This is a genomic window from Mesorhizobium sp. UC74_2 (genome assembly GCF_042701485.1).
Taxonomy (GTDB): Bacteria; Pseudomonadota; Alphaproteobacteria; order Rhizobiales; family Rhizobiaceae; genus Mesorhizobium.
Genome location: NZ_CP170562.1, coordinates 1,077,461 through 1,099,600, shown reverse-complemented (window position 1 = coordinate 1,099,600; position 22,140 = coordinate 1,077,461). Strand labels below are relative to the sequence as shown.

Genomic DNA, 22,140 nt, shown 5'->3' with positions numbered 1-22,140 from the left:
CTATTTACGAATACGGCTACAGACCGGCATTCCTCGTCTTTGTGGTATCAGGTTCTAATGTACGGACTTCCGCAGTAAATTTTTCCAACGGAGTCTTTTCATGAAACGCCTTTTGCTTGCCGGTGTTGCGCTGGCTGGCCTGATCCTCGCAGCAGCGCCCGCCTCTGCCGCCGAGAAGCTGCTCAACGCTTCCTATGACGTTGGCCGCGAACTCTTCGTTCAGGTCAACAAGGCTTTCATCGAAAAACATCCCGGCGTCACCATCGACCAGTCGCATGCCGGCACCTCGAAGCTGGCCCGTTCGATCGTCGAAGGCCTCGGTGCCGACGTGGTGACCTTCAACCAGGTTCCGGACGTCGACTTTCTGGTCAAGCAGGGCTTTGTCTCCGCTGACTGGCAGAAGGATTTCGCCAACAATGCCTCGCCCTTCTATTCCCTGCCCTCCTTCCTGGTGAGAGCCGGCAATCCCAAGAACATCAAGGACTGGGATGATCTCGCCCGCGACGGCGTCCAGGTGATCTTCCCTAATCCAAAGACCTCCGGCAACGCACGCTATACCTATCTGGCAGCCACCGCCTACGCCAACGAGAAGTTCAAGGGTGATCCCGCCCAGGTCAAGGAGTTCGTCTCCAAGATCTTCAACAACGTGCCGGTGTTCGATACCGGCGGCCGCGCTGCAACCACCACTTTTGCCGAACGCGGTATCGGCGACGTGCTGATCACCTTCGAATCCGAGACGCAGGGCATCGCTCGCGAATACGGCACCGACAAATATCAGCAGGTCGTCCCGTCGGTCAGTCTGCTGGCCGAATTCCCGGTCGCCATCGTTGACAAGGTTGCCGATGAGCATGGCACCCGCGAGCTCGCCAAGACCTATCTCGACTTCCTCTATACGCCGGAAGGCCAGAAGATCGAGGCGGAGAACGGCCTGCGCGTGCGCGACGAAAAGGTCGCTGCCGAATTCAAGGACAAGTTCCCCGAAGTCCGGCTTGTCACGGTCGAAGACGCGTTCGGTGGTTGGGAAAAAGTCCAGAAAGATCACTTCGGCGAGGGTGCGCTGCTGGACGAGATCTACGGCAACCGCTGACCTGCCTGGCAGACAATGAAGAAGAAGCCGGCGCCAGCCGGCTTTTTCATTTTCACGAAGGCAAGCGTGCCATTTTTGTAGCACAACGTCGTAGCGTTTTGAAAACGCCCGAAGAATCAACGCTCTTTTCATTGTATATCGACAAACTGGACTCTATTCTCTGTTCGTGCGTCCTGGTCGAGTGTTTTGCCATGATTTGCGCACAAACAGCCGGCAAACGGCTGACGGGATTGCGGCTCAGGCAGTGACAGGCATGCTCACCAAAAAAGGCAAGTACGGGCTCAAGGCCCTTGTGCATCTGTCGCGGATGCCGGCCGGACAACTGGCCTTCGTCAACGACATCGCCGTCGCCAACAATATCCCGAAGAAGTTCCTCGACGCCATCCTTGGCGAGTTGCGCAATGCCGGTTTCGTGCAGAGCCGCAAGGGTAAGGACGGTGGCTATCGCCTCGCCCGGCCGGCAGCAGAGATCAAGATCGGCCATGTGGTGCGTGTGCTCGACGGCCCGCTGGCGCCGATCCCTTGCGCCAGCCGCACGCAATACCAGCGCTGCGAGGACTGCAACGAAGAAACCTGCGAAGTCCGCCACATGATGCTGGAAGTGCGCCAGGCGATCGCCGACGTGCTGGACAACCGCAGCCTGGCGGCGATGCGTGACGCCGACAATGACGACTATCCGCTGGAGATGTCTTCTCAGTCCAACTGAGAACGAGAGGTCTGCTTGGCGCTTGCTTCAGAGGCTATGACACCGCCAACTGCGGCCGCCCCACTCGCCACAGCACCAGCAGCATCACAGCCAGGTTCACCACGTTCCATGCGATACCGTTGAGGAATGCGGCGGCGTAGGAACCGGTAAGATCGTTGATCCAGCCCGAACTCCAGCCCCCCACGGCCATGCCGATGATGGTCGCCATGATGACCAGGCCAACGCGCTGGCCGGCCTCGGCCGCCGGCATATATTCACGCACGATGATCGCGTAGCAGGGCACGATGCCGCCCTGGGAAAGGCCAAACACCAGCGAGACGATGTAAAGCGATGCCAGCCCGTCGAAAGGAATGTAGAACAGCAGTGACAGGCACTGCAGCGCCGATCCGATCAAAAGCGTCTTGATGCCGCCGATCCGATCGGCAACGAAGCCGGAAACCAGCCGGCTGACAACGCCGCCGGCAAGCATGAGCGACAGCATCTCGGCACCGCGCGCCACGCCGTAGCCGAGATCCATGCAATAGGCGACGATGTGCACCTGAGGCATCGCCATCGCCATGCAGCAGCCGAAACCGGCGACGATCAGCAGGCCTTGCAGGGTTGCGGGTGACAGCGCGATCGGCTGCACGCGGCGAGATGTCGAGGAGGACGAGGCCGCGAAAGCTTCGCGTGGCGCGGGCTGCCTCATCATCAGCACCAGCGGGATCATGGTGACGAGGCAGAAGATGCCGATAACCAGATAGGTGAAGCGCCATCCTTCGGCAGCGATCACCGGCGGCATCACCACCGGCCACAACGCGCCAGCCAGGTAGTTGCCGCAGGCAGCGGCTGCGACCGCGACACCGCGGCGACGGTTGAACCAGTGCGAAATGTCGGCGACCAGCGGCCCGAAGATCGCCGCGGTGCCGAAGCCGACGAGAATTCCCTGCGCCAGCGAGAACTGCAGGATCGAACCGGCGAAAGATGCCAGGATCATGCCCGCCGCGAGCGTCAGCGACGACAATAGCGCCGGTATCCAGTAGCCCATGCGGTCGACCGCGCGCCCTACCAGCACATTGCCGGCGGCAAAGCCGATCATCGTGGCGGTATATGGCAACGACGCATCGGCACGGTCGACGCCGAACTCGGCCTGCACGGCGGGCAGCACGACAACCACCGCCCACATACCGACAGCACCAATCGTGCCCAGCACGACGGAAACGGCAAGTCTCAGCCAGGCCTCGCGGCCGTCAATGACGGAGACTTTGTTCCCCGACGGGATGGGGTGCTGGTTCATGTCGGGATGCAGGCTCCATCTTCGGCACCCCACCCTTATCCTTGCCGCCCCACGAGCCGGCAGCACCAAGCTGGATCAAAATTTAAGACCAGCGTGATTGCCTCAAGGCCGTGACACCACGCCGGCCTGGGTAATCATCATGTTGGTCAGGGTGCGCTCGGCATGAGTCAGCCGCCAGTCGAGCATCTTCTGCGCATAACGCAGCACGGTCGATGCCATTTCCGGGCGTTGGGCCAGATTGGTCGTCTCGTATGGATCCTCGACGAGATCGAACAGCAGCGGCGGCAAAGCGGCGAAATGCACGTATTTGTAGCGGTCGTCGCGGATGAGCGCATAGCTGCACTGATCGGAGTTGATCCCGAGCGTCACCTCCGCCTTCTGTGTCGCCACGGTGCGGAAATCATGTTCGAAGAAGATAGCGTTGCGCCAGTCGTCCGGTGTGTCGCCATGCAGCAGCGGCAACAGCGAACGGCCGTCGCAGGCGCGCGGCTTTTCAAGTCCCATCCAGTCGAGAATGGTCGGCATGACGTCGACAGCTTCGGTAAAGGCCTCCACGGTGCTGCCACGCGCAGCATCCGCGTCGGCGCGCGGATCACGGATGACCAGCGGCAGATGGAAAGCGCCGTCGAAATAGACCTCCTTGCCCCATGCGTGATGCTCGCCCAGCATTTCGGCATGATCGCTGGTGACGATGATCAGCGTGCGGTCATATTCGCCGGTTCGCTTCAGGTGCTCGATGATGCGGCCGAGATGATGATCGACTTCGGCGATCAACCCGTAATAGGTCGCCCGCATCTGCCGGATTTCCAGTTCGTTGGCCGAAACCGGATCGAACGGGCTGTGCTCGTCGTAACCGCCGGGCACGCTCACCCGATCCAGTTCGTAGGCAAGCATCGGGTGCTGCAGCTTTTCCTCGGCAAGGCTCACCGCTCGCCCCGGCAAGGTCACGTCCGCCGGGTCGACCAGGGCGTTGTAAGGCTCCGGCGCGATCAGCGGCGGATGCGGCCGCAGAAACACGAAATGCGCGAACCATGGACTGTCGCGCCGCACCGAAAGCCATTTCAGGAACGCATCGGTCAGGAACGCAGCTTCGCTGTGTTCGGCCGGATAGATCGTCGGAATATAGCGGAAGCCACGATCGTCGGGTTTGTCGAAACCCGCCTTGGGGCGGAAGACGTCGGCTCGGCCGCCGGGCAGGTCGTAACCCTTGTCGAGAAGGTCGGCGATCCATTCCTCCATCTCGTCAGGCAGATGCAGCGCCGCCTCGAACCCCGGCATCACGCTTTCATAGGTCTTAAGCGACGGATCGTTGGCGTCGAAATCGCGCGGATCGGCACTGGTGTCCGTGTAACCGAACAAGGCGGGCCGATAGCCTGCCTTGCGCGCCTCCAGGGCTATGTTGGTGTGACGCGCATCGAGCGGCGTGCCGTTGCGGCCGGAGCGATGGTTCATCAGATAGAGCCCGGTCAGCAGGCTGGTGCGCGAGGGACCGCAAGGCGTGCACTGACCGAAATGCTTGCGAAACAGCATCCCATCTGCCGCCAGTGCGTCGAGGTTCGGCGTTCGCACATTGGGATGGCCAAGTGCCGACAGGCAGTCGCCGCGCCACTGGTCTGCGCAGATGAGAAGCACATTCGGGCGTTGTGTCATATCATGAGGCTCATTCAGGTTCGCGTCCCACCACCTTGTCGGTGTTGGCAAGCAGCTTGCGCACCGCGGCGCGCGCTGCATCTGGACGCTGCAGGCGGATGTTCTTCTCGACCAGTTCATGCAGCTTCTGGGCGGTCTCGAGATCGTCACCCTCACGCGTCACATGCACGAACAAATGGTCGAAAGCCTGTTCGATCAGAACACCAAGCGGCACCAGAAGGTCGTTGCCGGACGCGCGCAGTATGGCAAGATGAAAACGCGTGTCGGCACGCGTGCGCTCTTCCAGCGTTGCGGCATTGTTCATGTCGCGGCAGGCGCGGGAAATCTCCTCCATCTGCTCTTCCGTCCGGCGCATGGCGGCGAACGCCGTCGCCTCCGGCTCGATCAGGTGGCGAAACTCCTGCACCGTGCGCAGGAAAGCGCCGCGATCGGGCGACGTTGCGTACCAGCCCAGCACGTCCCGGTCGAGCAGGTTCCAGCGTTCGCGCGGCTCGACCCTGCTGCCGACTTTGGGGCGAGACGCAAGCAGGCTCTTGGCCATCAGCATCTTGATGGCTTCGCGCACTGCAGAACGGCTGACGTTGAAGGTTTCCGCCCATTTCGTTTCGTTGGGGAGGATGCTGCCAGGCGGGTAGTCGCCACGCACGATGGCAAGGCCGATCTCGTTGGCGACATGCGCGTGCACGCTGGAGCCGGCCCGACGCACCGCAGGCATCGGCTTTTCGGCACCGTTGTCGCTTTTTGCCTTCCCCTTGGCCGCGCGCATGCTTTTCCTTGTCGGCACCAGGCCAACAAGCGGGCCCGCATCACCTGCCCAACAAGTCTGGGCTTGGACGGCATGTCAAGGCGTCAACAATGAGAAGAATTTCAGCGCAGCGCCACGTCGAGCGAAACGTAGCGCCGCGGTGAGGAAGCGATAGCCGCGGAAGCCACCGCGACGCCGGCACGCAGTGCATCCTCCAGGGTAGCCTCATCCAGCAGAGCGCCAAGATAACCGGCGTTGAAGGTATCGCCGGCACCGGTGGTATCGATCACCGCGACGGCAGGTGCCGGCACATGTGTCACCTTGCCGTCGTGCCAGGCGGAAGCGCCGTCGCCCCCGCGTTTGACGACGACGATGGCACCGGGCTTGGCGCGGTTCGTGAGCCATCCGGCGGCAGCTTCCACGGTCTGTTCACCGGACAGCGAAAGGCTTTCAATCTCGTTCAGCAGGACATGGTCGCAATGTGCGAGGCAAGCCACGGTGGACGCCTTGATCGCATCGGTCCAGCCGTCCGAAGGCCAGCCGGTATCGAGGGCAACTGCAAAACCTCGCGCCGAGACGGCGCCCAGCATCGTCGCGAAAGCGTCGATCAGGTCGAGATAGAGAAAGGAACCTGTCAGCAGCGCAATGTCACCGGCAGTTGCTTCCTCCGGCAGCATGGCCAGCATGCTCTCCGGGGTCTGCACGGCAAGATTGCCTGCCGTGGTGAGAAACGATCGCTCGCCACCTGGATGCTCGACACCGACCGATAGCGCGGTGGGGGTTGCCACCTGGGGCCAGTTGCGAGCAACCTCACCGAATGTTTCGGTCAGCCAGGCGCCGAACATGTCGTTACCGACGTTGCAGACGATGTGGTGCGGTACACCCAGCGCCTTGAGCGCCAACCCCGTGTTACCCGCTGGCCCACCTGCGCGCAGCTCCGAATGGTCGACGAAGGTCTCGGTTCCGGGACGTGGCCAGGGCGTCACCGGCCCCATGATCAGATCGACCATGACGCCGCCAATGACGTGGATGGATGGCCCGTCGGGCCGGTGTGGGCGTTCATGCTTCATGGTCAATTCCGGTTATCTTAGACGAGCGCACCGGTTCGCCGACGCCCGCAACCTTGCGGCCGGAAACGGCAATGATGAGCTTTTGCAAGGCGGGCAGCATAACTGCGACTGCGGAGAGCCCCTCGCTGCGTGGAAATGCGACGGTCACCCCGCCTTCGATCGGCGCTTCACCGCTGCAATCGAAGATCACCGGTACAGTGCCGGCACCGAGCGCTGCCTTGGCGAGCGTAGCCGTACCCGCGCCGAGCGCACCAGCCCCGCGCAGCAGGAGCACGCCAAGATCAGGCGCCAGTGCCTCGAGCGGGCCGTGACGGAACTGGCCGAATTCGAAGCCGAACGCCGGAATGCGGGCCAGCTCCATCAGCATCAGGCCATTGGCTTCCGCCAGCCCTCGCAATTCGCCGCGCCCGGCGATGATGACCGAATTTTTCCGTGCCAACGCCTCAACGGCTTCATCCAACGCGAACTGAGGCGATGCGGCAAGGGCGGCAGCAAAGCTGCCGATTTCACCGCCTGCCGCCGCCAGGACTGTCGCATGCAGGGCCAGCGTGACGGTGAGGCTGCGCGTCGCAGCGAAGGCCACCTCCTGGCCGCCGATGCCAACGAGACACCGCAAGCTGCGCCCGAGCGTGCTCTGTGGCGCCAGCGTCATGCCAAAAAGGTCTGCGCCACGAGGCAGCAGATCCAGCAACTGCAGGATCTCTCCGGATTCACCGGATTGCGAGATCAACACGATCGTTTGCGGCAGCAGCGGCAATTCCTGCAGCAGCACATCCCCCGCCGTTTCTGCCCGACAATCGACACCGAGCCGGCGCCAGGATGTCTCAACCATGCGATTGGCATAGTGCGACGCGCCCATGCCGATCAGGACCAGCCGGCCGGTACGCCCGATGCTCGCGGCCAGCTCAGCCGCCATTGTTCCATTCGATGACAGCGAGGCGGCCGCATCCGCGCCTTGCCGCGCCATCTCGGCCTGCAGCAGCGCAAGCCCCTTGCCGCTTGTTGCCTCCGTCGCCATGGTCAGCCTTTCACGCTGCCGGCAGAGAGGCCGGAAAGCAGCGATTTTTGCAGGAAGAAGCCGATCATGACCGGCGGCAACGCCGCCAGCAGCCCCACTGCCGAGATCAGTCCGTAGTCGGTGGCGCGACCGGCAGCGAAGTCAGCAATCGCCACCGGCAGGGTCTTGGCGCGCGTATCGCTTGTGTAGAGCAGCGCGTAGAAGAATTCGTCCCAGGCAAGCAGCAGCGCAAACAGTGCGGCGGCGCCTGTCGAGGCGGCCGCGACCGGCAGCGTGATGCGGGTCATGATCTGGAACAGGTTTGCCCCGTCGATCGATGCGGCCTGTTCGATCTCCACCGGCACGCTGTCGAAGCCCGACTTCATCAGCCAGGTCACGAAGGGCAGAAGGATGGTGCAATAGACGATGATCAGCGAGGTGACGTTGTTGAGCAGGCCGAGCGCCGAAAACACCTTGTAGAGCGGCAGGATCAGCGCCACCGGCGGCATCATGTAGGTGACGATCACCGCATAGAGCAGCGGCATGCGACCGGGGAAACGCGAGAAAGAGTAAGCGGCTGGAATGCCGGCAGCGAGCGCGATCGCGGTGGCGCTGAGCGCGACGACAACCGAATTGCGCAGCGCCGACAGGAATGCCAGTCCGGCCGATCCTTCCTCCAGCGAAAACAGCCGCGCGTAGCGCGAGAAATCCGGCTGCTCGGGAATCCAGCGCAACGGAATGGTGGTGAGATCGTTGGCGTCGGAAATGCTCATGATGAACAGCCACGCCACCGGCGCCAGAATGGAGGCCACGAAAACAGCCACGGCGACATAGACTAGGATGGTGGCGGTCAGGCTGCGTCTCACGAGCGTTTCTCCCGCCGTACCAGCATGACGACATAGATCGAAATCATCAGCGCACTCATCGCGGTTACGGTCAGCGCATAGGCGGCACCGCTGCCGGCGCGCAGATAGGTGAAGGATTCCTGGTAGACGAAGAAGGACACCGTCTTGGTGGAATCGGCCGGTCCGCCGCGCGTCATCACATAGAAGATGTCGAACACCTTGAAGGCCTCGATCGCGCGCAGCACCATCGCGACGCTGAGTGAGCCGATGATGCCCGGCAGCGTGATCTTCCAGAACCGCGTCCAGGCATTGGCCCCATCCATGATCGCGGCCTCGTAGAGGTCCTTCGGCACCGTCTGCAGGCCGGCCAATGCGATCAGCGCGATCAGCGGATAGTTCTTCCAGATGTCGGCGAGGATCACCATGTTCATCGCCGTGGCGGGATCGCCCAGCCAGGAACGATAGGCATCGAGCAGGCCAACCTGCGTGAGCAAGGCATTCAGGCTGCCATATTCGGGATTGTAGATGAGGCGCCACATCACGGCATTGACGATGGTGGGCAGCGCCCAGGGCAGGATCAGCAGTGCCCGCACCAGGGTTCGACCCTTGAATTCCTGGTTGAGCAGCAGCGCAACCAGCACGCCGAGCACCACTTCGGCTGAAACCGACAGCACGGTGAAATAGGCGGTGTGACCGACGGCAGCACGAAAGTCGCTGTCATCGAGAATGTAGGCGAAGTTCTCCAGCCCGATCCATTGCCACACATAGCCCTGGCCGGTGAGGCTGGCGTCGGTGAACGCCAGCCACAAGGTGTTGAGGAGCGGAAAGGCCGTCACCAGGACCATGATCGCAATCATGGGCGTCAGCAAAAGCCAAGCCGTACGGTCCTGTTGGGCTGGGGCCATGACGGCTGTGCTCTCCCCTCGAAGCGCCGGTGGCTTAACGCAGCCGTCCGGCGGCCTTGGTCGCCGCCTTCATGGCGTCGTCCGTCGAAGCCTGGCCAAGCAGCACCTGCTGGATGTTCTTCTGCAGGATCGACGACAGTTCCGGATAGGAAGGCGTCATCGGACGAGCGAACATCACGCCGAGTGAGACCTTGGCGGCATCGATCAGCTTTTCCTGCCCTTTCGTCACCGCCGGATCCTCATAGGACGATTTCCAGATCGGCAGGCTGAGTTTGGCGTATTTGTTCTGGGTTTCCTGCGAGGTCATGAAGCTGATGAACTTCCAGGCCTCATCGGGATGCTTGGAGCCGGCGGAGATGCCCAGCCCCATCGAACCGTTGATAGCGGAGGCTTCGGCCTTGCCCTTGAAGCCAGGGGCCGGGACGATACCCACCTTGCCGGCGACCTTGCTCTCCTTAGGGTCGTTGGCCATGTTGAACATATAGGTCCAGTTCATCGCGAACGCGGCTTCCCCTGCCGAGAACACCTTGCGCACGTCCTCTTCCAGATATTCGCGCGAATTCGGGTTGGTGACTCCGTCGTCGAGCGTCTTTTTCATGTAGTTGACGGCTTCGACCGAACCGCCCGTGTCGAAGGACAGCTTGCCGTCCTGGGTGAAGGAACCCTTGGCGCCGCCGACCATCGACGTGTAGTCGCAGATCAGCGCCTCAGCCTGGCTCCAGCTCCAGACGATCGGATATTTGGCGATGCCCTTGTCCTTGATGATCTTGGCCTGCTCGGCCAGTTCCTCGAAGGTCTTGGGCGGAGCGGAAATACCCGCCTGCTTCAGCATCTCCTCATTGTAGAACAGGTACTTGGTGTCGAGGATCCAGGGCATGCCCCAGATCTTGCCGTCATAGTCCACCGTGGTCCACGCGCCGTCGAACACCTTGTCCCTGTCGCCTTTCGGGACGCGGGCGGTGACATCCTGCAGAAAGCCCTTGGTAGCGAATTCCGGCGGCCAGATCACGTCGAACAGGACAACGTCGTAGCCGGAGGAGCCGGCGCCCTGGGCCGCCACGATCTTGTCGTGCAGCGCCTCGTAGGGCACGAACTCCAGATTGACCTTGAGGCCCGGATTGGCCGCCTCGAACGCCTTGGCCATAGCCTTGGTGTCGTCCTCGCTATAAGCGGCCTGCTTCATGAAAATCGCGTTGAGCGTCACGTCCTCGGCGAAAGCCGGAAGCGACTGATGGATCAGCAGCGCAAGCCCGCAGGCCGCGCCCTTGAAGAAGCTGTTCATTGATTCCTCCCGATTGGCGACTGTCCGGCCTGTGCAACCCGACAGCCGCGCCGACTAGACCATGTGAAATTAATTAAATCAAGTTGATTGGCTTATATTTTCCTTCATAATCGATGGAACTCGCGTAGAGAGTTTACATGACCCTGAAGAGACCTGTCGCCGGCACCAATCTCGAACAAGCCAAGTCGCACAATCGCCGCGTTGTCATCGAGGCGATCAGGACCAATGGCGCCCTCTCACGCGCCCAGATCGCACGACTTACCGCCCTGAGTTCACAGACGATTTCCAACATCGTCGACGAATTGGAACGGGCAGGTCTGCTGCGCGCCGAGGCGACGCAGAAGGGCGCGCGAGGGCAGCCAGCAGTGCCCTATTCGATCGACCCCAACGGGGGTTATTCGATCGGCCTGCAGCTCGACCATCAGACGGCGGTCGGCGTCGTCACCGACCTGTCAGGCACGCTACGCGCACGCATCGAGCGCATGGTCGACCGGCCGACACCGGCAGAAGCGATGCCTTTGCTCGCGGCGATGACCGACGAGCTCGTGCGTTCCTTCCGTTTCGACCGCAGCCGCCTGCTTGGCGTCGGCATGGCGATGCCGGGCCCCTTCGATGTCGAGGGCATGACATCGGTCGGCCCGACCGCCCTGCCCGGCTGGCAGGATTTTCCGGTGGCGGCCGAACTGGAACGCCTGACCGGTCTTCCCGTGACCTTCGAGAACGACGCCACCGCCGCTGCCATCGGCGAACGGCTTTATGGCGTCGCCCGGAATCTCAACAGCTTCGTCTATCTCTTCATCGGCACGGGCCTCGGCGCCGGTCTTTTCCTCGACGGCCATCTCTACAAGGGCAGCCGTCACAATGCCGGCGAGATCGGTCACATGATCGTCAAGCCGGGCGGGCTCGCCTGTTTCTGTGGCAAGCATGGCTGCCTGGAACGTTACGTCTCGCTGCGCGCCGCCTATGATTGCCTCGAAATACCGGATCCAGATCACGCTTCCCCTGAGAGGCTCGATGAGTTGCTGGCTGCCGGCGACGAGCGCCTGCTTGCCTGGGCGGACCAGGCAGCCGCCCCATTGAGGCAGGCCATCGATGTCCTCGAGCTCGCCTTTGATCCGGAGACCGTGGTGCTCGGTGGTTTCATGCCGCTTGCCGTCATCGAGCTGCTGGCGAGCCGGCTTGAGCCGCTGCATCTGTCGGTTTCCTCGACGCACGCACGCACCGTGCCACGCGTCCTCATCGGCGCGGCAGGCAAGGACACTTCCGTTCTCGGCGCCGCGGCGCTGCCGATCTTCTCCGAAACCAACCCGCAGTTCGATGTGCTGCAGAAGCCGCTCGATTGAAAGAAGCCGCAGCGGACAGCGGCTGCGCCAGCGATTTCGCACAAGGAGCACTTGATGCAATGCTTGCCGTCCACCAGCATTGCATGCTCGTTGCGTCATCGCAAAAATTCGGCCCACAGAGCAAGCGCGAGGCTATGCAGAGTATCAAAGAGGCATTGCGCGAAAAGTTGATTGCCCGATGACAGATAAAGAAAGACACGACGAAGTCGCTTCCCCGGCGGCCAGCCACCGGCACGAAGCCGGAGAGAGATGGATGTCGTCACCCCTGCTGCGAGGTGTCTACCTCGTTGAATTTATTATCCTGGCAGCGCCCGCTACTATCGTTCTGGGATATCTGGCCATGGTACTCGGCGTTGTCAGCGGCGGGGCTTTCCTGGTTGGCACACCGTCTGCCCTCTTGGCCGGCGGGAAAGAAGACGTGCAGATGGCAGTCTTCGGGGGAATCGGTTTCGGCCTGGCTGTTTTCGGCCTCATGTCATTTTGAATATTCGTAAGTCTCTCGTTTGACTACATGCGAGGAAGGTTGGAGGCATCGCCGCAGGCCCGTCGGAAATACTGGCGTGGAGTCTTCTACGGGGCGATACCGATGGCAATCCTGGGCTCCCTGGCATTCGCGTCGGGCAACTTCGGATCGGACAGTCCGTTTCCTCTCTTTTTCCTCGGCGGTCTTGTTCTGCTGATCCCGGCAATCCATCTGGGCGTCGCGCTTCACGCCGGCGCAAAATCCATCATAGGGTGAACGCCCTCCGCCACGGTCCTCCCGTGGACTGTCTGAAAACTCGAAATGAAAGTTCTCCGTCGGCAACGCCAGTGTTTTTGCGCAACGGCCAGGAAAGGCGCAATCGCGATGCTTGCCGTGCCGGCAGGATTGCATGATCGTTGCCTGTCAAATCGACAGGAGAGGATCATGAAGGCAATGAGCTTTGTGCGGCTCGTCGCGCTTGGTGCGGTGCTTGCCGCAAGCAGCGCCGCATCAGCGGAAGAACCGGCATTCTGGAAATTCTACGAACAATCCCTGAAGTCTGCGAAATACATCGACCTCACCCATGCCTTTGCGCCGGTGCAACCTGTCTGGCCGGGCTTCGGACCAGCCAAATTCAAGCCGGCAGTCGCCGGCGCCGATATCGAAGGTTACGTCAAGAAGGGTGAGGAGTTCACCTATGAGAAGCATGGTTTCGTCGCCAGCGCCTATGACCTGACCACAGACCAGTACGGAACCCAGCTCGACCCGCCCTCGCATTGGAATCCCAAGGGCGCCACCATCAGCGACCTGCCCCCGACATTCGCGGTGAGACCGCTTGTGGTGATCGACATCAGCGGCAAGGCGAAGACCGACGAGGGATATCACCTCAAGGTCGCCGACATCGAGGAATGGGAGAAGAAGCACGGCCGCATCCCCGAAGGCTCCGTGGTATTCGTGCGCTCCGATTGGTACAAGAAATGGAATGAGCCGGAACGCTTCGCCAAGGCGCCGTTTCCAGGCGTAAGTCTCGACGCGCTCAAGTTCCTGCATCTGGAGCGCAAGATCCTGTTTCACGGCCACGAGCCGCTCGACACCGACACCACGCCGACCCTCGAAGGCGAATACTGGCTCATGCACAACAACTTCGTGCAGGCCGAAGGCGTGGCCAACCTCGACAAGGTCCCCGAGGCTGGCGCGCTGGTGACGATCGGCTTCGCCAAGCCGCAAGGCGGTTCGGGTGGCTATGCACGCTACATCGCGATCGCACCCGCCGACTGGCCGCAGGGTGTTTCTGTCAACGACGCGCCCGGCGCCCCGCTACCCGAGCAGACTGCCCCGCTGAAACGTGACAAGGACGGTGTCTTCCGCCCGACACCGTAGCAATCGCAGGATTGCGCAGCCTCCGTCTTCTGGAGAAGATGGAGGCTGGAGCCTTATGTCGCCGCGGTGATGCCGTAGAGAATCGGCATCAAGCCGGCCAGCGCCTTGAAGCGCTCCCATGACTTGCGCTCCGGTTTCGTCCAGCCTGTCTCGGCCAGGGCGGAGATGCGCGGGAAGACCAGCCGGTCGAACACGCCACGATCGGTCATCGGCTCTGACCAGATGCAGCACTGTATGCCGAGGAAGTGCTTCTTCTGTTCCTCGGTCCAGCCCTCAATGGGATCAAATCCATAAAGTGTCTCCGGTTCCGACCAGCCGGCCCAGGCAGCGCCCGGCTCCGACCAGGCCGGGCTGTTGGCCATGTCGAGATAATAGACCTGGCCGGGGCAGACCACGATGTCATAGCCGCGACCGGCAAGGGCGGCCGATATCTCCACTGAACGCCAGCCGTTCAGGAAGCTCTTGTCCTTGTCGATGATATCGCCATGCGCGGCTTCTTCCCAGCCGCCGGTGATGCAGCCCCGCGACGCCAGGAACTTCTGGATGCGCGCAAGGAACTGCGCCTGCAGTACGGCAGCGCCCGAACCATCGATCTCGTCGGCGCCATGATGGTTGGTGACGACATTGACGCGCTTGGCATGAGCGGCTGCGACATCGAGACCAGCGAGTTCGGTAAGTCTTGCCAGTGCTTCGGGCGAACCGGACCAGGCGCCGATCGGCACCTCGTCTGCACCGACATGGATGCGTTTGTACGGGAACAGCGCGATCACCTCATCCAGGATGGTCTCGAGAACCCGGTAGGTTTCCTCGCGTGCCGGGTTGAGGCAGTTGTTGGGGAAACCCTGCACCGAATAGTAGACGCCGTGCTCTGCCGGATCGCGTAGTTCCGGGATCGCCTGCAGCATGGCGTAGCAATGGCCGGGAACGTCGATCTCCGGTATCACCTCGATACCGAGACGGCCCGCCAACGCAACGATTTCACGCACCGAAGCCTTGCTGTAGTAGCCACCTGTGCGCTCAGGCCCGGAACCCAGCAACGGCGGCAGCGGCAGACCGTGGCCACGCCAGGCGCCAATGCGTGTCAGTTCAGGGTAGGCGTCGATCTCCAGGCGCCATGCCTCGTCATCGGACAGGTGCCAGTGGAAACGGTTGAGCTTGTTCCAGGCCAGGACCCTGAGGAAGCGGCTGACCTCTGCCGTGCCATAGAACTGGCGGGCCACGTCGAGATGCGTGCCACGCCAGCCGAGCGACGGCTCGTCCTTGATCTCGCCTTCAAGCGGGAACAGAAAGGTCTCCGGATGATGACGCGCACCGCGCAGGATCTGACCCAGTGTGATCAGCCCGTAAAGCAGACCGGTGCGTGTCGCTGCCGAAATCATCACCCGTCCACCGCCGAAGCGGATCACATAGGCCTCCGGGGCAAAATCATCGGCGAGCACAAGGGAGACCGGTAAGCCGCCCTCTCCTTCCGGCCGCACGATGCCTTCAACCGGAAACAGCCCTTCGACCAATTCGGCAAAGGCGGACGCAGCTGCCTTGGCCTCGTCGCCTTTTGCCTCGATCGACAGGCCTTGCGGCACCGCAGCGCGGCCCGACACGGAAACGCTGTTCGGCCACGGCACGACCGACACCTGCACCGGTGCCACATGCGGCACGGGATAGATTTCAGCGCCACGCTTCAGCGGTGCGTTATCTCCCTTGGCCTGGGTCGGAGCCGCCGATACTGGAACCGTTGTCCCATCGGCGAAAGCGACATAGGCGGTGTTGGCGCCATCCGTCCAATGACGCAGCGGATAGGACAGTCCACGCGCGGTCACTGTCCATGACGCCCCGGGCTCCAGGACGAACCCGTCCGGGGGCGACAGTTCGGAGTGGTTGGAAAGCCGCGCGGTCAGCATGCCTCCCTCGACTGCTGCCGCGGGATCAATGCGGGCAGGACCACTGACGCAAAGCTTGAAACCGGAAACAGGTCGGGCCGAGAGATTGGTCAGCGTCAGCGAATAGGCAAGGCTCTCGCCGTCAGCAGCGGGGGTCCAATGGGTCTGCAGGCGGAGGGCTGATTTCGGCTGGATGGTCATGTCGAACTTTCGTCTGGCAAACGTTGCATTGTAGGTTTCTGGCACTTGCATCCCCCGACCGGCCCCTCCCCTCGAAGAACAGAGGCTTCCGGCACCTGCCTTGCCCGCCCTTCGGCGAGCCGGCGCATCAATCATCAGGCGATGGTGATTTCAACAGCCCGGCATAAATGCCGGGTTCGGAGTTGGGGATCATCGTCGCCCCCACCGTGCGCTCGTAGAATTCCGAAGGGCCGACATCGCCGATGATGGCGTAGCCGTAGCCCATCGTCTTGAGATCGAGCAGCGAAGCAAGCAGCAACGCATGGCCAATACCCAATCCCCTTGCCGCCTCGTCGACGCCCGTCGGGCCGAAGAAGCCGCGTGCGATCGATTCATGGCAGGAAAAACCGATCAACTTCTCTTCGCGTGTTGCCAGGAAGCAGGTCGGCGGCTGGCGCATGATGGCGATGGCTGTCTCGCTCGACCAGCCGGCACCAAAGGTCTTGCGCACCCAGGTGGTGACCAGCTCGAGCTCGGGCGCCAGAGCCCTGCGGATCGTTATCCCGGCCTTCTGCATACGCTCGTCCAGCGCCGGCTCCGGTTTCAAGAGGGAAAGATTGACGAGGTAATCCATATTGTTCTGCCGCTTCAGGAGATTTGGAAGAATGGTTGCATCGATTTTGACCCGGAAGTCTCGCTTAACGTATAGTTGGCCATCGACCGATCGATTGAATCATTCTTTGAAATCTCCTTTTCAAGCGCCGAGTGCGCGGATGAAATGGTTCGGACCAACCTGCTCGACGATGTTGGAAGCCGGTCGGCTGATGCGGCGGACCTCTTCGGCATGCCTGAGGAAGCGCGCGCTGTCGCCCGGTACGAAAGGCCGGTCCGGATCCGGCACCGCCGATAGCAACAGCTTGGTATAGGGATGCCTGGCGTTCCGGATCACTGTCTCGGTATCACCCCACTCCACCATCTGGCCGGCGAACATCACGATCACCTCTTCCGCGACATGCGCCGCAGTCGCAATGTCATGGGTGATGTAGAGTAGCGCAAGCTGTCTTTCGCGCTTGATGTTTGACAGCAGTTCAAGAATTCCCAGCCGGATCGATACGTCGAGCATGGAGGTTGGTTCGTCTGCCACCAGCACGTCCGGCCGCACGGCAAGGGCACGCGCGATGTTGACGCGCTGGCGTTGGCCACCGGAAAGCTCATGCGGAAACTTCGCGGCCGTCACGGCCGGATCCAATCCCACCGAGGCGAGCAGCCTGGCGACGCCTGAAACCTCTTCGGCCTTGCTGCGGGCATGTCCATGCAGCTTCAATGGCCGCGCCAGGTGGTGCTGTATCGAAAATACGGGGTTGAGCGAAGCGAACGGATCCTGGAAAACCATCTGTGCGGCCCGCCTGTAGGCGGCCTCACCCGCCCTGTCGCCTGGATGGGTGATATCGCGACCGCGGAAATACATCTTGCCGGCCGTCGGTTCGTCCATCCGGGCGATGATGCGCGCGCAGGTTGTCTTGCCGCAGCCGGACTCGCCCACCAACGCCAATGCACGCCCCGGCTTCAGCGCCAATGAAATGCCACGCAACGCCTGGACGACGCCAAAACTGCGCTCGATATTCTCGAGCCTCACCACAGGTTCGGTCAGCGCCTCGGCGCCGTCGACGGAAAGGCTCGGCTGCGCATTCATGCCGCCGCTCCATGTCCCGGCAATTGCGGGATCGAACCCCACAGTTTGCGCGTATATTCGTGTGCCGGCGCACGACTGACCTGTCGCACATCGCCAACTTCGACCAATTCGCCTTTCAGCATCACGCCGACCCGGTGACAGAGCTGCGCCATCAGATGCAGGTCGTGGGTGATGAAGAGCACCGAGAAACCGTGGCTGCGCTGCAGGTCGATGACCTGTTCCAGGATCTCGCGCTGCACCACCACATCGAGTGCCGTCGTCGGCTCGTCCATGATGATCAGTTCCGGCCGCAAGGCGAGGCAGATCGCAATGACGATACGCTGCCGCATGCCGCCGGAGAACTGATAGGGGTAGTCGTCCAGCCTTGTTGGCGAAATGCCGACCAGCTTGAACATCTCCTCGGCGCGAGCGCGCGACTGTGCCCCGGTCGCACCGGTATGGCGGGCCAGCACATCATGGAATTGCGCCGCCACCCGCATCAGCGGATTGAGTGAATTCATCGCACTCTGGAAGACCATGCCGATGCGCCGCCAGCGCACCTTCTGCAGCGCCGCCTCCGGCAGTTTCAAGAGGTCCTGATCATCGAGCAGCACCTGGCCGCCCGCCACCCAGGCCGGCGGCTTCGACAGCCTCGTGATGGCGTAGGCAATGGTGCTCTTGCCGCAGCCGGATTCACCGGCAAGCCCGAACAATTCACCACGGCCAATGTCGAAGGACACATTCTTGACGGCGCGGAATGCGCCACCGTCGGTCAGGTAGTCGACGTCGAGGTTCTGGATTCGAAGCAGCGGCGTGTTCATCGGACGGCCCTCAATTCGCGGGCACGCAGCCGGTTGAGCCGCAGCCAGCGGCTCAGCGCCGGACCGGAGCGAAGTTGCGGATTGGCGATCTCGTCGAAGGTGAAGTTCAGCAATGCCAGCCCCAGCCCGACGATGGCGATGCCAAGCGCTGGCGCGCCGATATCCCACCAGGCGCCGACGATGATCGCCGAAGAATTCTGGGCATTGTAGAGCATGGTACCCCAGGTGACATTCAGCGGATCGCCGAAACCGAGATATTCCAGTGTCGTCTGCGCCACGATCGCATAGATGATCGAGCCGACCAGATTGATGCCGATCAACGGCACCAGATTGGGCAGGATTTCGACGAAGACGATGCGCCACCAGGGTTCACCCACCATGCGCGCGGCAACGATGAACTCACGGTTCTTCAGCGACAAGGTCTGCGCCCGCGTCATGCGCGCACCCCAGGGCCAGGACGTCAGCGCGATGATGGCCATGATCGCCATTGGCCCAACGGTGCCGGCGAAGGATGCGAGCAGGATAAGCAGCGGAATGTTGGGGATGACCAGCACCGCATTGGTGGTCAGGTCCAGCACCGCGTCGGTGCGGCCACCGAAATATCCGGCAATCAGGCCAATCGCTGTCCCGATCGCCGTGATCGCCAGCCCCGTCGCGAAGCCGACCGCCAGCGAAGGTCGCGCACCCCAGACGAACTGCGAATAGACGTCGCGGCCCATCTTGGTGGTGCCGAAGACATGCTCTGCTGTCGGTGGCTGATGTGAACGGCCGACGCGCTGGGCTGGATCGCCCGGTGCCAGCACCGGTGCCAGCAGGGCCATCAGGCAGAGGGCTACGATAATGACAAAACCTGCCACGGCCTTCTTCTGGCGCAGGAACAATCTGAGACCCGAGCTCATGTCCGTCCCTCCTGCACCCTGGGATCGACCACGCCGTAGAGGATATCGACCAGCAGGTTGGCGCCAAGCGTGGCCATCGTCATCAGCAGCAGCTGGCCTTGGATGACTGGATAGTCGCGCGCCACGCTTGCTGTGAACAGGGTCAGGCCAAGACCCGGATAGTTGAAGACGATCTCGGTGACGATCGAACCGCCGAACACGGCACCCAGCATGAGTGCCAGATTGGTCATCACCGGCAGCATGGCGTTGCGGGCTGCGTAGCTGAACATGACCGCCGTGTTGCTGAGACCCTTGGCCCGTCCCATGGTGACGTAATCCTCACCCAGTACAGAGATCATCGAGGAGCGCATCGTCGTCTGGAATTCGCCGATCATGTAGGGCGAAAGCGTCAGTACAGGCATGATGGCGTGCCAGAACACCGAACCGAAGAAGGTAAAGTTGATCCCGGGATCGAGGCTGGGGTCATACGCGTAGCCCACGGGGAACCATCTCAACGTCACACCGAAGGTGAACAGCGTGGCGAGCGCGATGATGACCGGCGGTACCGCGATCAGCACGACAGAAAAGGGCGAGACGAACGCATCGAAGCGCCCGCCTCGCCGCCAGGCTGCCACTGCGCCGAGGGAGACGCCGACGCAGAGGGAGAAAATGACGGCCGTAACCACCAGGAATGCGGTCCAGCCGGCCGAACGGGCCAGCACTTCGGTGACGGTCTGCGGATAATATTTGACCGATACGCCGAGATCGAAAGTGGCCAGCCCCTTCAGATAATCGACGAACTGCAGCCATATCGGCTGCTCGACGGCGCCGAAGCGAGCCTTGATCGCTTCGATCGCCGCCGGTGTGGCACGTGGCCCGAGCTGGGCGATCATGCTGTCGACCGGGCTCCCCGGCATCAGCCGGGGAAGCGTGAAGTTGACCACGATGGCAAACAGGAAGGCGGCCAGATAGACCCCGAGCCGTCGAAGAGGTATCCGCATCGCCACTATCCCGTCGCCGATCCCTCCTGATTATTGCACTGGCTTCAACCGCAGCAGATGCACGAGCCGCAGGCGGTTGTTGTCGTGATCCTCCGGGTTCATCACTGGTTCGTCCTTCGTCACCCAGCCGGTGAAGCGCTTGGTCGAATACTGGAACCGGTAGGCCCGTTGAACACCGGTACCACCGGGAATTCCTTGGCCACGATCAACTGCACCTGGTCGAACAGTTTGTGGCGCTCTTCTTCCGAAGTCGCCTTGCGATAGGCGTCGAAGACCTTGTCGAGTTCCGGATTGGAATAGCGCGACGGCGCCGAGGTGATGCGACCGGCGAAAGGCGTCGACAGCGACTGGTAGTAGCCGCGGAACGGCGTCGGCCCATCAGCGCGCGAATTCATGACGGCATCCAGCGTACCGTCGAGAATCTGCTTCTGCCACTGTTCGTATTCCGGGGTCGCCACTGAGGCGTTGACGCCGATCTTGCGCAGCCCCTCGACAGCGATCTGCACGGCATCGATCCAGTCTGTCCAGCCGTTCGGCACTGCGATGGAGAAGGCAATCGGCTGCCCTTTGGGCGTGGCGCGGAAGCCGTCGGCGCCTTTCTTGTAGCCGGCATCGTCGAGTACTTTGTTGGCCTTGTCGACGTCATAGGCCATCCATGCGTCGTGCTCGCCCTCTGCAGCCTTGTTGCGCCAGGATTCGAAACGTGGCGGCAGGCCGGACGCATGCAGGTTCACCACCGGATAACCGAAGCCGGCAATGTCGACCATCGACGTGCGGTCCATGGCCAGCGAGAAGGCATGGCGGAAATTGATGTCGGCGAAGGCCTCGGCATTGCCGGGATTCTTCGTCTTGAAGTTCATCTGGAAAGCCACCGTTTCGGCGGGCGGCTGCCAGTAGCCATTGTTCTTCGGATCGAGCGCGACATAGGTCTTGTCGATCTGCGGAATGAACGAGCCGATCCAGTCCATCGTGCCTTCGGGCAACAGTGCCAGCATCTGGTCGTTGCCGGAGATCTGCGGCAACTTCAGGCAATCCACCTTCAGACTGGCGGCGTCCCAATAATTCGGATTGCGGCACTGTTCATAGACCTGCGGCGTGAAGCGGCGAACTTCGGTCATCGGTCCGGAACCAACCGGCTTTTCGTTCTTGAAGGCGAGCGGATCGTTCACGTCCTTCCAGATGTGCTCCGGCACCACCGGGAAATCGGCCAGTGTCTCGGGGAAATGCGTGTCGACGGCCTTGAGGTTGATCTTGACCTCGGTCGGCGATGGCGTTTCCACGGAGGCGACGGTTTCACCGACGCCGACTGTGTCGACCGCCGGGTTCTTCAACATCATCTCCAGCGTGAATTTCATGTCCGCCGAGGTCAGTGGCTTGCCGTCCGACCATTTCACGCCGTCACGCAGCGTGTAGGTGATCGACTTCAGGTCATCGGAAAACTTGTACGCCGTTGCGAGACGCCAGATCGGCTTGCCCCCGTCATAATCGTTGAAGATGACCAGCGGCTCGTAGATGAAATCCATCGTGCTCTGGCGACGGCCGCCGAGGTCGAACGGATTGAAGTTCTGTACCCAGCTGGTCTGCTCCTCGATATGCATGGAGAGCACCGCTTCCGCGAAGGCGGGCGTCGATTGGGCGGTCAACCCGGCCGCCGCGGACAACGCTGCGAAAGCTGCGCCGGCGAACAGACGCCGCAATGACACAGCCCGGTGGAAAGAAGACGGATTCGTCCTTTTGGCACGCATGGTTTTGGTTCCCCGGTTGGAATCGACCCTTCCGCTCTTGTTGGCGGATAGAATAAATCAATTTGATTTATGGGTATGAGCGAAGTGGCTCTTCGTCAACCGCGAAAAAGGTCGTATCGACGAAAAAATCGTTTTAACATAATGGCTTGCGGGAAATGTGGGCGCGCCCAATGGCCTGGCAATTCGGGCTTTCAAGCCAAAAATCCCAGTATGCAGA

The 22,140-nt window shown here is 61.8% G+C and carries 20 protein-coding genes and 1 pseudogene; 6 read left to right on the top strand and 15 right to left on the bottom strand.

Features of this window, described 5'->3' with window-relative positions; translation table 11 throughout:
* Positions 1-100 precede the first annotated feature (100 nt).
* Positions 101-1,087 (top strand): sulfate ABC transporter substrate-binding protein, encoded by a 987-nt coding sequence (locus ACFJIU_RS05220; RefSeq protein ID WP_379068310.1) that lies wholly within the window; start codon positions 101-103, stop codon positions 1,085-1,087.
* Between the two features lie 253 nt (positions 1,088-1,340).
* Positions 1,341-1,793 (top strand): RrF2 family transcriptional regulator, encoded by a 453-nt coding sequence (locus ACFJIU_RS05215; RefSeq protein WP_379068307.1) that lies wholly within the window; start codon positions 1,341-1,343, stop codon positions 1,791-1,793.
* Positions 1,794-1,827: 34 nt separating this feature from the next.
* Here the strand turns inward: ACFJIU_RS05215 and ACFJIU_RS05210 are convergent, their stop codons facing one another.
* From ACFJIU_RS05210 to ACFJIU_RS05175, 8 genes are all read right to left on the bottom strand, one after another.
* Positions 1,828-3,069, bottom strand: a complete 1,242-nt coding sequence (locus tag ACFJIU_RS05210; protein WP_379068304.1) for an MFS transporter — start codon at positions 3,067-3,069, stop codon at positions 1,828-1,830.
* 102 nt (positions 3,070-3,171) lie between these two features.
* Entirely contained in the window at positions 3,172-4,719 is a 1,548-nt protein-coding gene (locus ACFJIU_RS05205; protein ID WP_379068301.1) for an alkaline phosphatase family protein, read from the bottom strand.
* A gap of 10 nt (positions 4,720-4,729) precedes the next feature.
* On the bottom strand, positions 4,730-5,503 hold the full coding sequence (locus tag ACFJIU_RS05200) for a FadR/GntR family transcriptional regulator (RefSeq protein ID WP_379068298.1): 774 nt from the start codon (positions 5,501-5,503) through the stop codon (positions 4,730-4,732).
* An 83-nt stretch (positions 5,504-5,586) separates the two neighbouring features.
* Entirely contained in the window at positions 5,587-6,534 is a 948-nt protein-coding gene (locus ACFJIU_RS05195; protein WP_379068295.1) for a carbohydrate kinase family protein, read from the bottom strand.
* Positions 6,524-7,552 carry an SIS domain-containing protein gene (locus ACFJIU_RS05190; RefSeq protein WP_379068292.1) on the bottom strand — a complete coding sequence of 343 codons (1,029 nt, stop codon included), beginning with the start codon at positions 7,550-7,552 and terminating at the stop codon, positions 6,524-6,526. The genes ACFJIU_RS05195 and ACFJIU_RS05190 overlap by 11 nt, the downstream gene beginning before the upstream one ends.
* 2 nt (positions 7,553-7,554) lie before the next feature.
* On the bottom strand, positions 7,555-8,397 hold the full coding sequence (locus ACFJIU_RS05185) for a carbohydrate ABC transporter permease (RefSeq protein WP_379068289.1): 843 nt from the start codon (positions 8,395-8,397) through the stop codon (positions 7,555-7,557).
* On the bottom strand, positions 8,394-9,281 hold the full coding sequence (locus tag ACFJIU_RS05180; protein WP_379068287.1) for a carbohydrate ABC transporter permease: 888 nt from the start codon (positions 9,279-9,281) through the stop codon (positions 8,394-8,396). The genes ACFJIU_RS05185 and ACFJIU_RS05180 overlap by 4 nt, the downstream gene beginning before the upstream one ends.
* A gap of 34 nt (positions 9,282-9,315) precedes the next feature.
* Positions 9,316-10,563 carry an extracellular solute-binding protein gene (locus ACFJIU_RS05175; RefSeq protein ID WP_379068284.1) on the bottom strand — a complete coding sequence of 416 codons (1,248 nt, stop codon included), beginning with the start codon at positions 10,561-10,563 and terminating at the stop codon, positions 9,316-9,318.
* A gap of 137 nt (positions 10,564-10,700) precedes the next feature.
* Between ACFJIU_RS05175 and ACFJIU_RS05170 the strand changes: the two genes are divergently transcribed.
* From ACFJIU_RS05170 to ACFJIU_RS05155, 4 genes are all read left to right on the top strand, one after another.
* Complete coding sequence (locus ACFJIU_RS05170) at positions 10,701-11,906, top strand: ROK family transcriptional regulator (RefSeq protein WP_379068281.1); 1,206 nt, start codon at positions 10,701-10,703, stop codon at positions 11,904-11,906.
* Positions 11,903-12,088 carry a hypothetical protein gene (locus ACFJIU_RS05165; RefSeq protein ID WP_379068278.1) on the top strand — a complete coding sequence of 62 codons (186 nt, stop codon included), beginning with the start codon at positions 11,903-11,905 and terminating at the stop codon, positions 12,086-12,088. Before ACFJIU_RS05170 ends, ACFJIU_RS05165 begins: the two co-directional genes overlap by 4 nt.
* Positions 12,085-12,390: a hypothetical protein gene (locus ACFJIU_RS05160; protein ID WP_379068275.1), complete on the top strand. Its 306-nt coding sequence runs from the start codon at positions 12,085-12,087 to the stop codon at positions 12,388-12,390. Before ACFJIU_RS05165 ends, ACFJIU_RS05160 begins: the two co-directional genes overlap by 4 nt.
* A 423-nt stretch (positions 12,391-12,813) precedes the next feature.
* Positions 12,814-13,749 (top strand): cyclase family protein, encoded by a 936-nt coding sequence (locus tag ACFJIU_RS05155; protein WP_379068272.1) that lies wholly within the window; start codon positions 12,814-12,816, stop codon positions 13,747-13,749.
* Positions 13,750-13,802: 53 nt separating this feature from the next.
* Here ACFJIU_RS05155 and ACFJIU_RS05150 read toward each other — a convergent pair whose 3' ends face one another.
* The 7 genes and pseudogenes from ACFJIU_RS05150 to ACFJIU_RS05120 form a co-directional block, all read right to left on the bottom strand.
* Entirely contained in the window at positions 13,803-15,827 is a 2,025-nt protein-coding gene (locus ACFJIU_RS05150) for a beta-N-acetylhexosaminidase (RefSeq protein ID WP_379072967.1), read from the bottom strand.
* 127 nt (positions 15,828-15,954) lie between these two features.
* Positions 15,955-16,440, bottom strand: a complete 486-nt coding sequence (locus ACFJIU_RS05145) for a GNAT family N-acetyltransferase (RefSeq protein WP_379068269.1) — start codon at positions 16,438-16,440, stop codon at positions 15,955-15,957.
* A gap of 120 nt (positions 16,441-16,560) precedes the next feature.
* Positions 16,561-17,499: an ABC transporter ATP-binding protein gene (locus ACFJIU_RS05140; RefSeq protein ID WP_379068266.1), complete on the bottom strand. Its 939-nt coding sequence runs from the start codon at positions 17,497-17,499 to the stop codon at positions 16,561-16,563.
* Complete coding sequence (locus tag ACFJIU_RS05135; protein ID WP_379068263.1) at positions 17,496-18,299, bottom strand: ABC transporter ATP-binding protein; 804 nt, start codon at positions 18,297-18,299, stop codon at positions 17,496-17,498. The genes ACFJIU_RS05140 and ACFJIU_RS05135 overlap by 4 nt, the downstream gene beginning before the upstream one ends.
* On the bottom strand, positions 18,296-19,198 hold the full coding sequence (locus ACFJIU_RS05130) for an ABC transporter permease (protein ID WP_379068260.1): 903 nt from the start codon (positions 19,196-19,198) through the stop codon (positions 18,296-18,298). The genes ACFJIU_RS05135 and ACFJIU_RS05130 overlap by 4 nt, the downstream gene beginning before the upstream one ends.
* On the bottom strand, positions 19,195-20,178 hold the full coding sequence (locus tag ACFJIU_RS05125) for an ABC transporter permease (protein WP_379068257.1): 984 nt from the start codon (positions 20,176-20,178) through the stop codon (positions 19,195-19,197). The genes ACFJIU_RS05130 and ACFJIU_RS05125 overlap by 4 nt, the downstream gene beginning before the upstream one ends.
* 30 nt (positions 20,179-20,208) lie before the next feature.
* A pseudogene (locus tag ACFJIU_RS05120) lies at positions 20,209-21,776 on the bottom strand (ABC transporter substrate-binding protein).
* Positions 21,777-22,140: the final 364 nt, after the last annotated feature.

What these genes read in the sequence shown, in the direction of transcription:
- ACFJIU_RS05130 (WP_379068260.1), bottom strand. Translation starts at nt 19,198, where the DNA reads ATGAGCTCGGGTCTCAGATTGTTCCTGCGCCAGAAGAAGGCCGTGGCA.
- ACFJIU_RS05215 (WP_379068307.1), top strand. Translation starts at nt 1,341, where the DNA reads ATGCTCACCAAAAAAGGCAAGTACGGGCTCAAGGCCCTTGTGCATCTG.
- ACFJIU_RS05150 (WP_379072967.1), bottom strand. Translation starts at nt 15,827, where the DNA reads ATGACCATCCAGCCGAAATCAGCCCTCCGCCTGCAGACCCATTGGACC.
- ACFJIU_RS05220 (WP_379068310.1), top strand. Translation starts at nt 101, where the DNA reads ATGAAACGCCTTTTGCTTGCCGGTGTTGCGCTGGCTGGCCTGATCCTC.
- ACFJIU_RS05175 (WP_379068284.1), bottom strand. Translation starts at nt 10,563, where the DNA reads ATGAACAGCTTCTTCAAGGGCGCGGCCTGCGGGCTTGCGCTGCTGATC.
- ACFJIU_RS05135 (WP_379068263.1), bottom strand. Translation starts at nt 18,299, where the DNA reads ATGAACACGCCGCTGCTTCGAATCCAGAACCTCGACGTCGACTACCTG.
- ACFJIU_RS05160 (WP_379068275.1), top strand. Translation starts at nt 12,085, where the DNA reads ATGACAGATAAAGAAAGACACGACGAAGTCGCTTCCCCGGCGGCCAGC.
- ACFJIU_RS05205 (WP_379068301.1), bottom strand. Translation starts at nt 4,719, where the DNA reads ATGACACAACGCCCGAATGTGCTTCTCATCTGCGCAGACCAGTGGCGC.
- ACFJIU_RS05190 (WP_379068292.1), bottom strand. Translation starts at nt 7,552, where the DNA reads ATGGCGACGGAGGCAACAAGCGGCAAGGGGCTTGCGCTGCTGCAGGCC.
- ACFJIU_RS05145 (WP_379068269.1), bottom strand. Translation starts at nt 16,440, where the DNA reads ATGGATTACCTCGTCAATCTTTCCCTCTTGAAACCGGAGCCGGCGCTG.
- ACFJIU_RS05125 (WP_379068257.1), bottom strand. Translation starts at nt 20,178, where the DNA reads ATGCGGATACCTCTTCGACGGCTCGGGGTCTATCTGGCCGCCTTCCTG.
- ACFJIU_RS05155 (WP_379068272.1), top strand. Translation starts at nt 12,814, where the DNA reads ATGAAGGCAATGAGCTTTGTGCGGCTCGTCGCGCTTGGTGCGGTGCTT.
- ACFJIU_RS05180 (WP_379068287.1), bottom strand. Translation starts at nt 9,281, where the DNA reads ATGGCCCCAGCCCAACAGGACCGTACGGCTTGGCTTTTGCTGACGCCC.
- ACFJIU_RS05195 (WP_379068295.1), bottom strand. Translation starts at nt 6,534, where the DNA reads ATGAAGCATGAACGCCCACACCGGCCCGACGGGCCATCCATCCACGTC.
- ACFJIU_RS05170 (WP_379068281.1), top strand. Translation starts at nt 10,701, where the DNA reads ATGACCCTGAAGAGACCTGTCGCCGGCACCAATCTCGAACAAGCCAAG.
- ACFJIU_RS05140 (WP_379068266.1), bottom strand. Translation starts at nt 17,499, where the DNA reads ATGAATGCGCAGCCGAGCCTTTCCGTCGACGGCGCCGAGGCGCTGACC.
- ACFJIU_RS05210 (WP_379068304.1), bottom strand. Translation starts at nt 3,069, where the DNA reads ATGAACCAGCACCCCATCCCGTCGGGGAACAAAGTCTCCGTCATTGAC.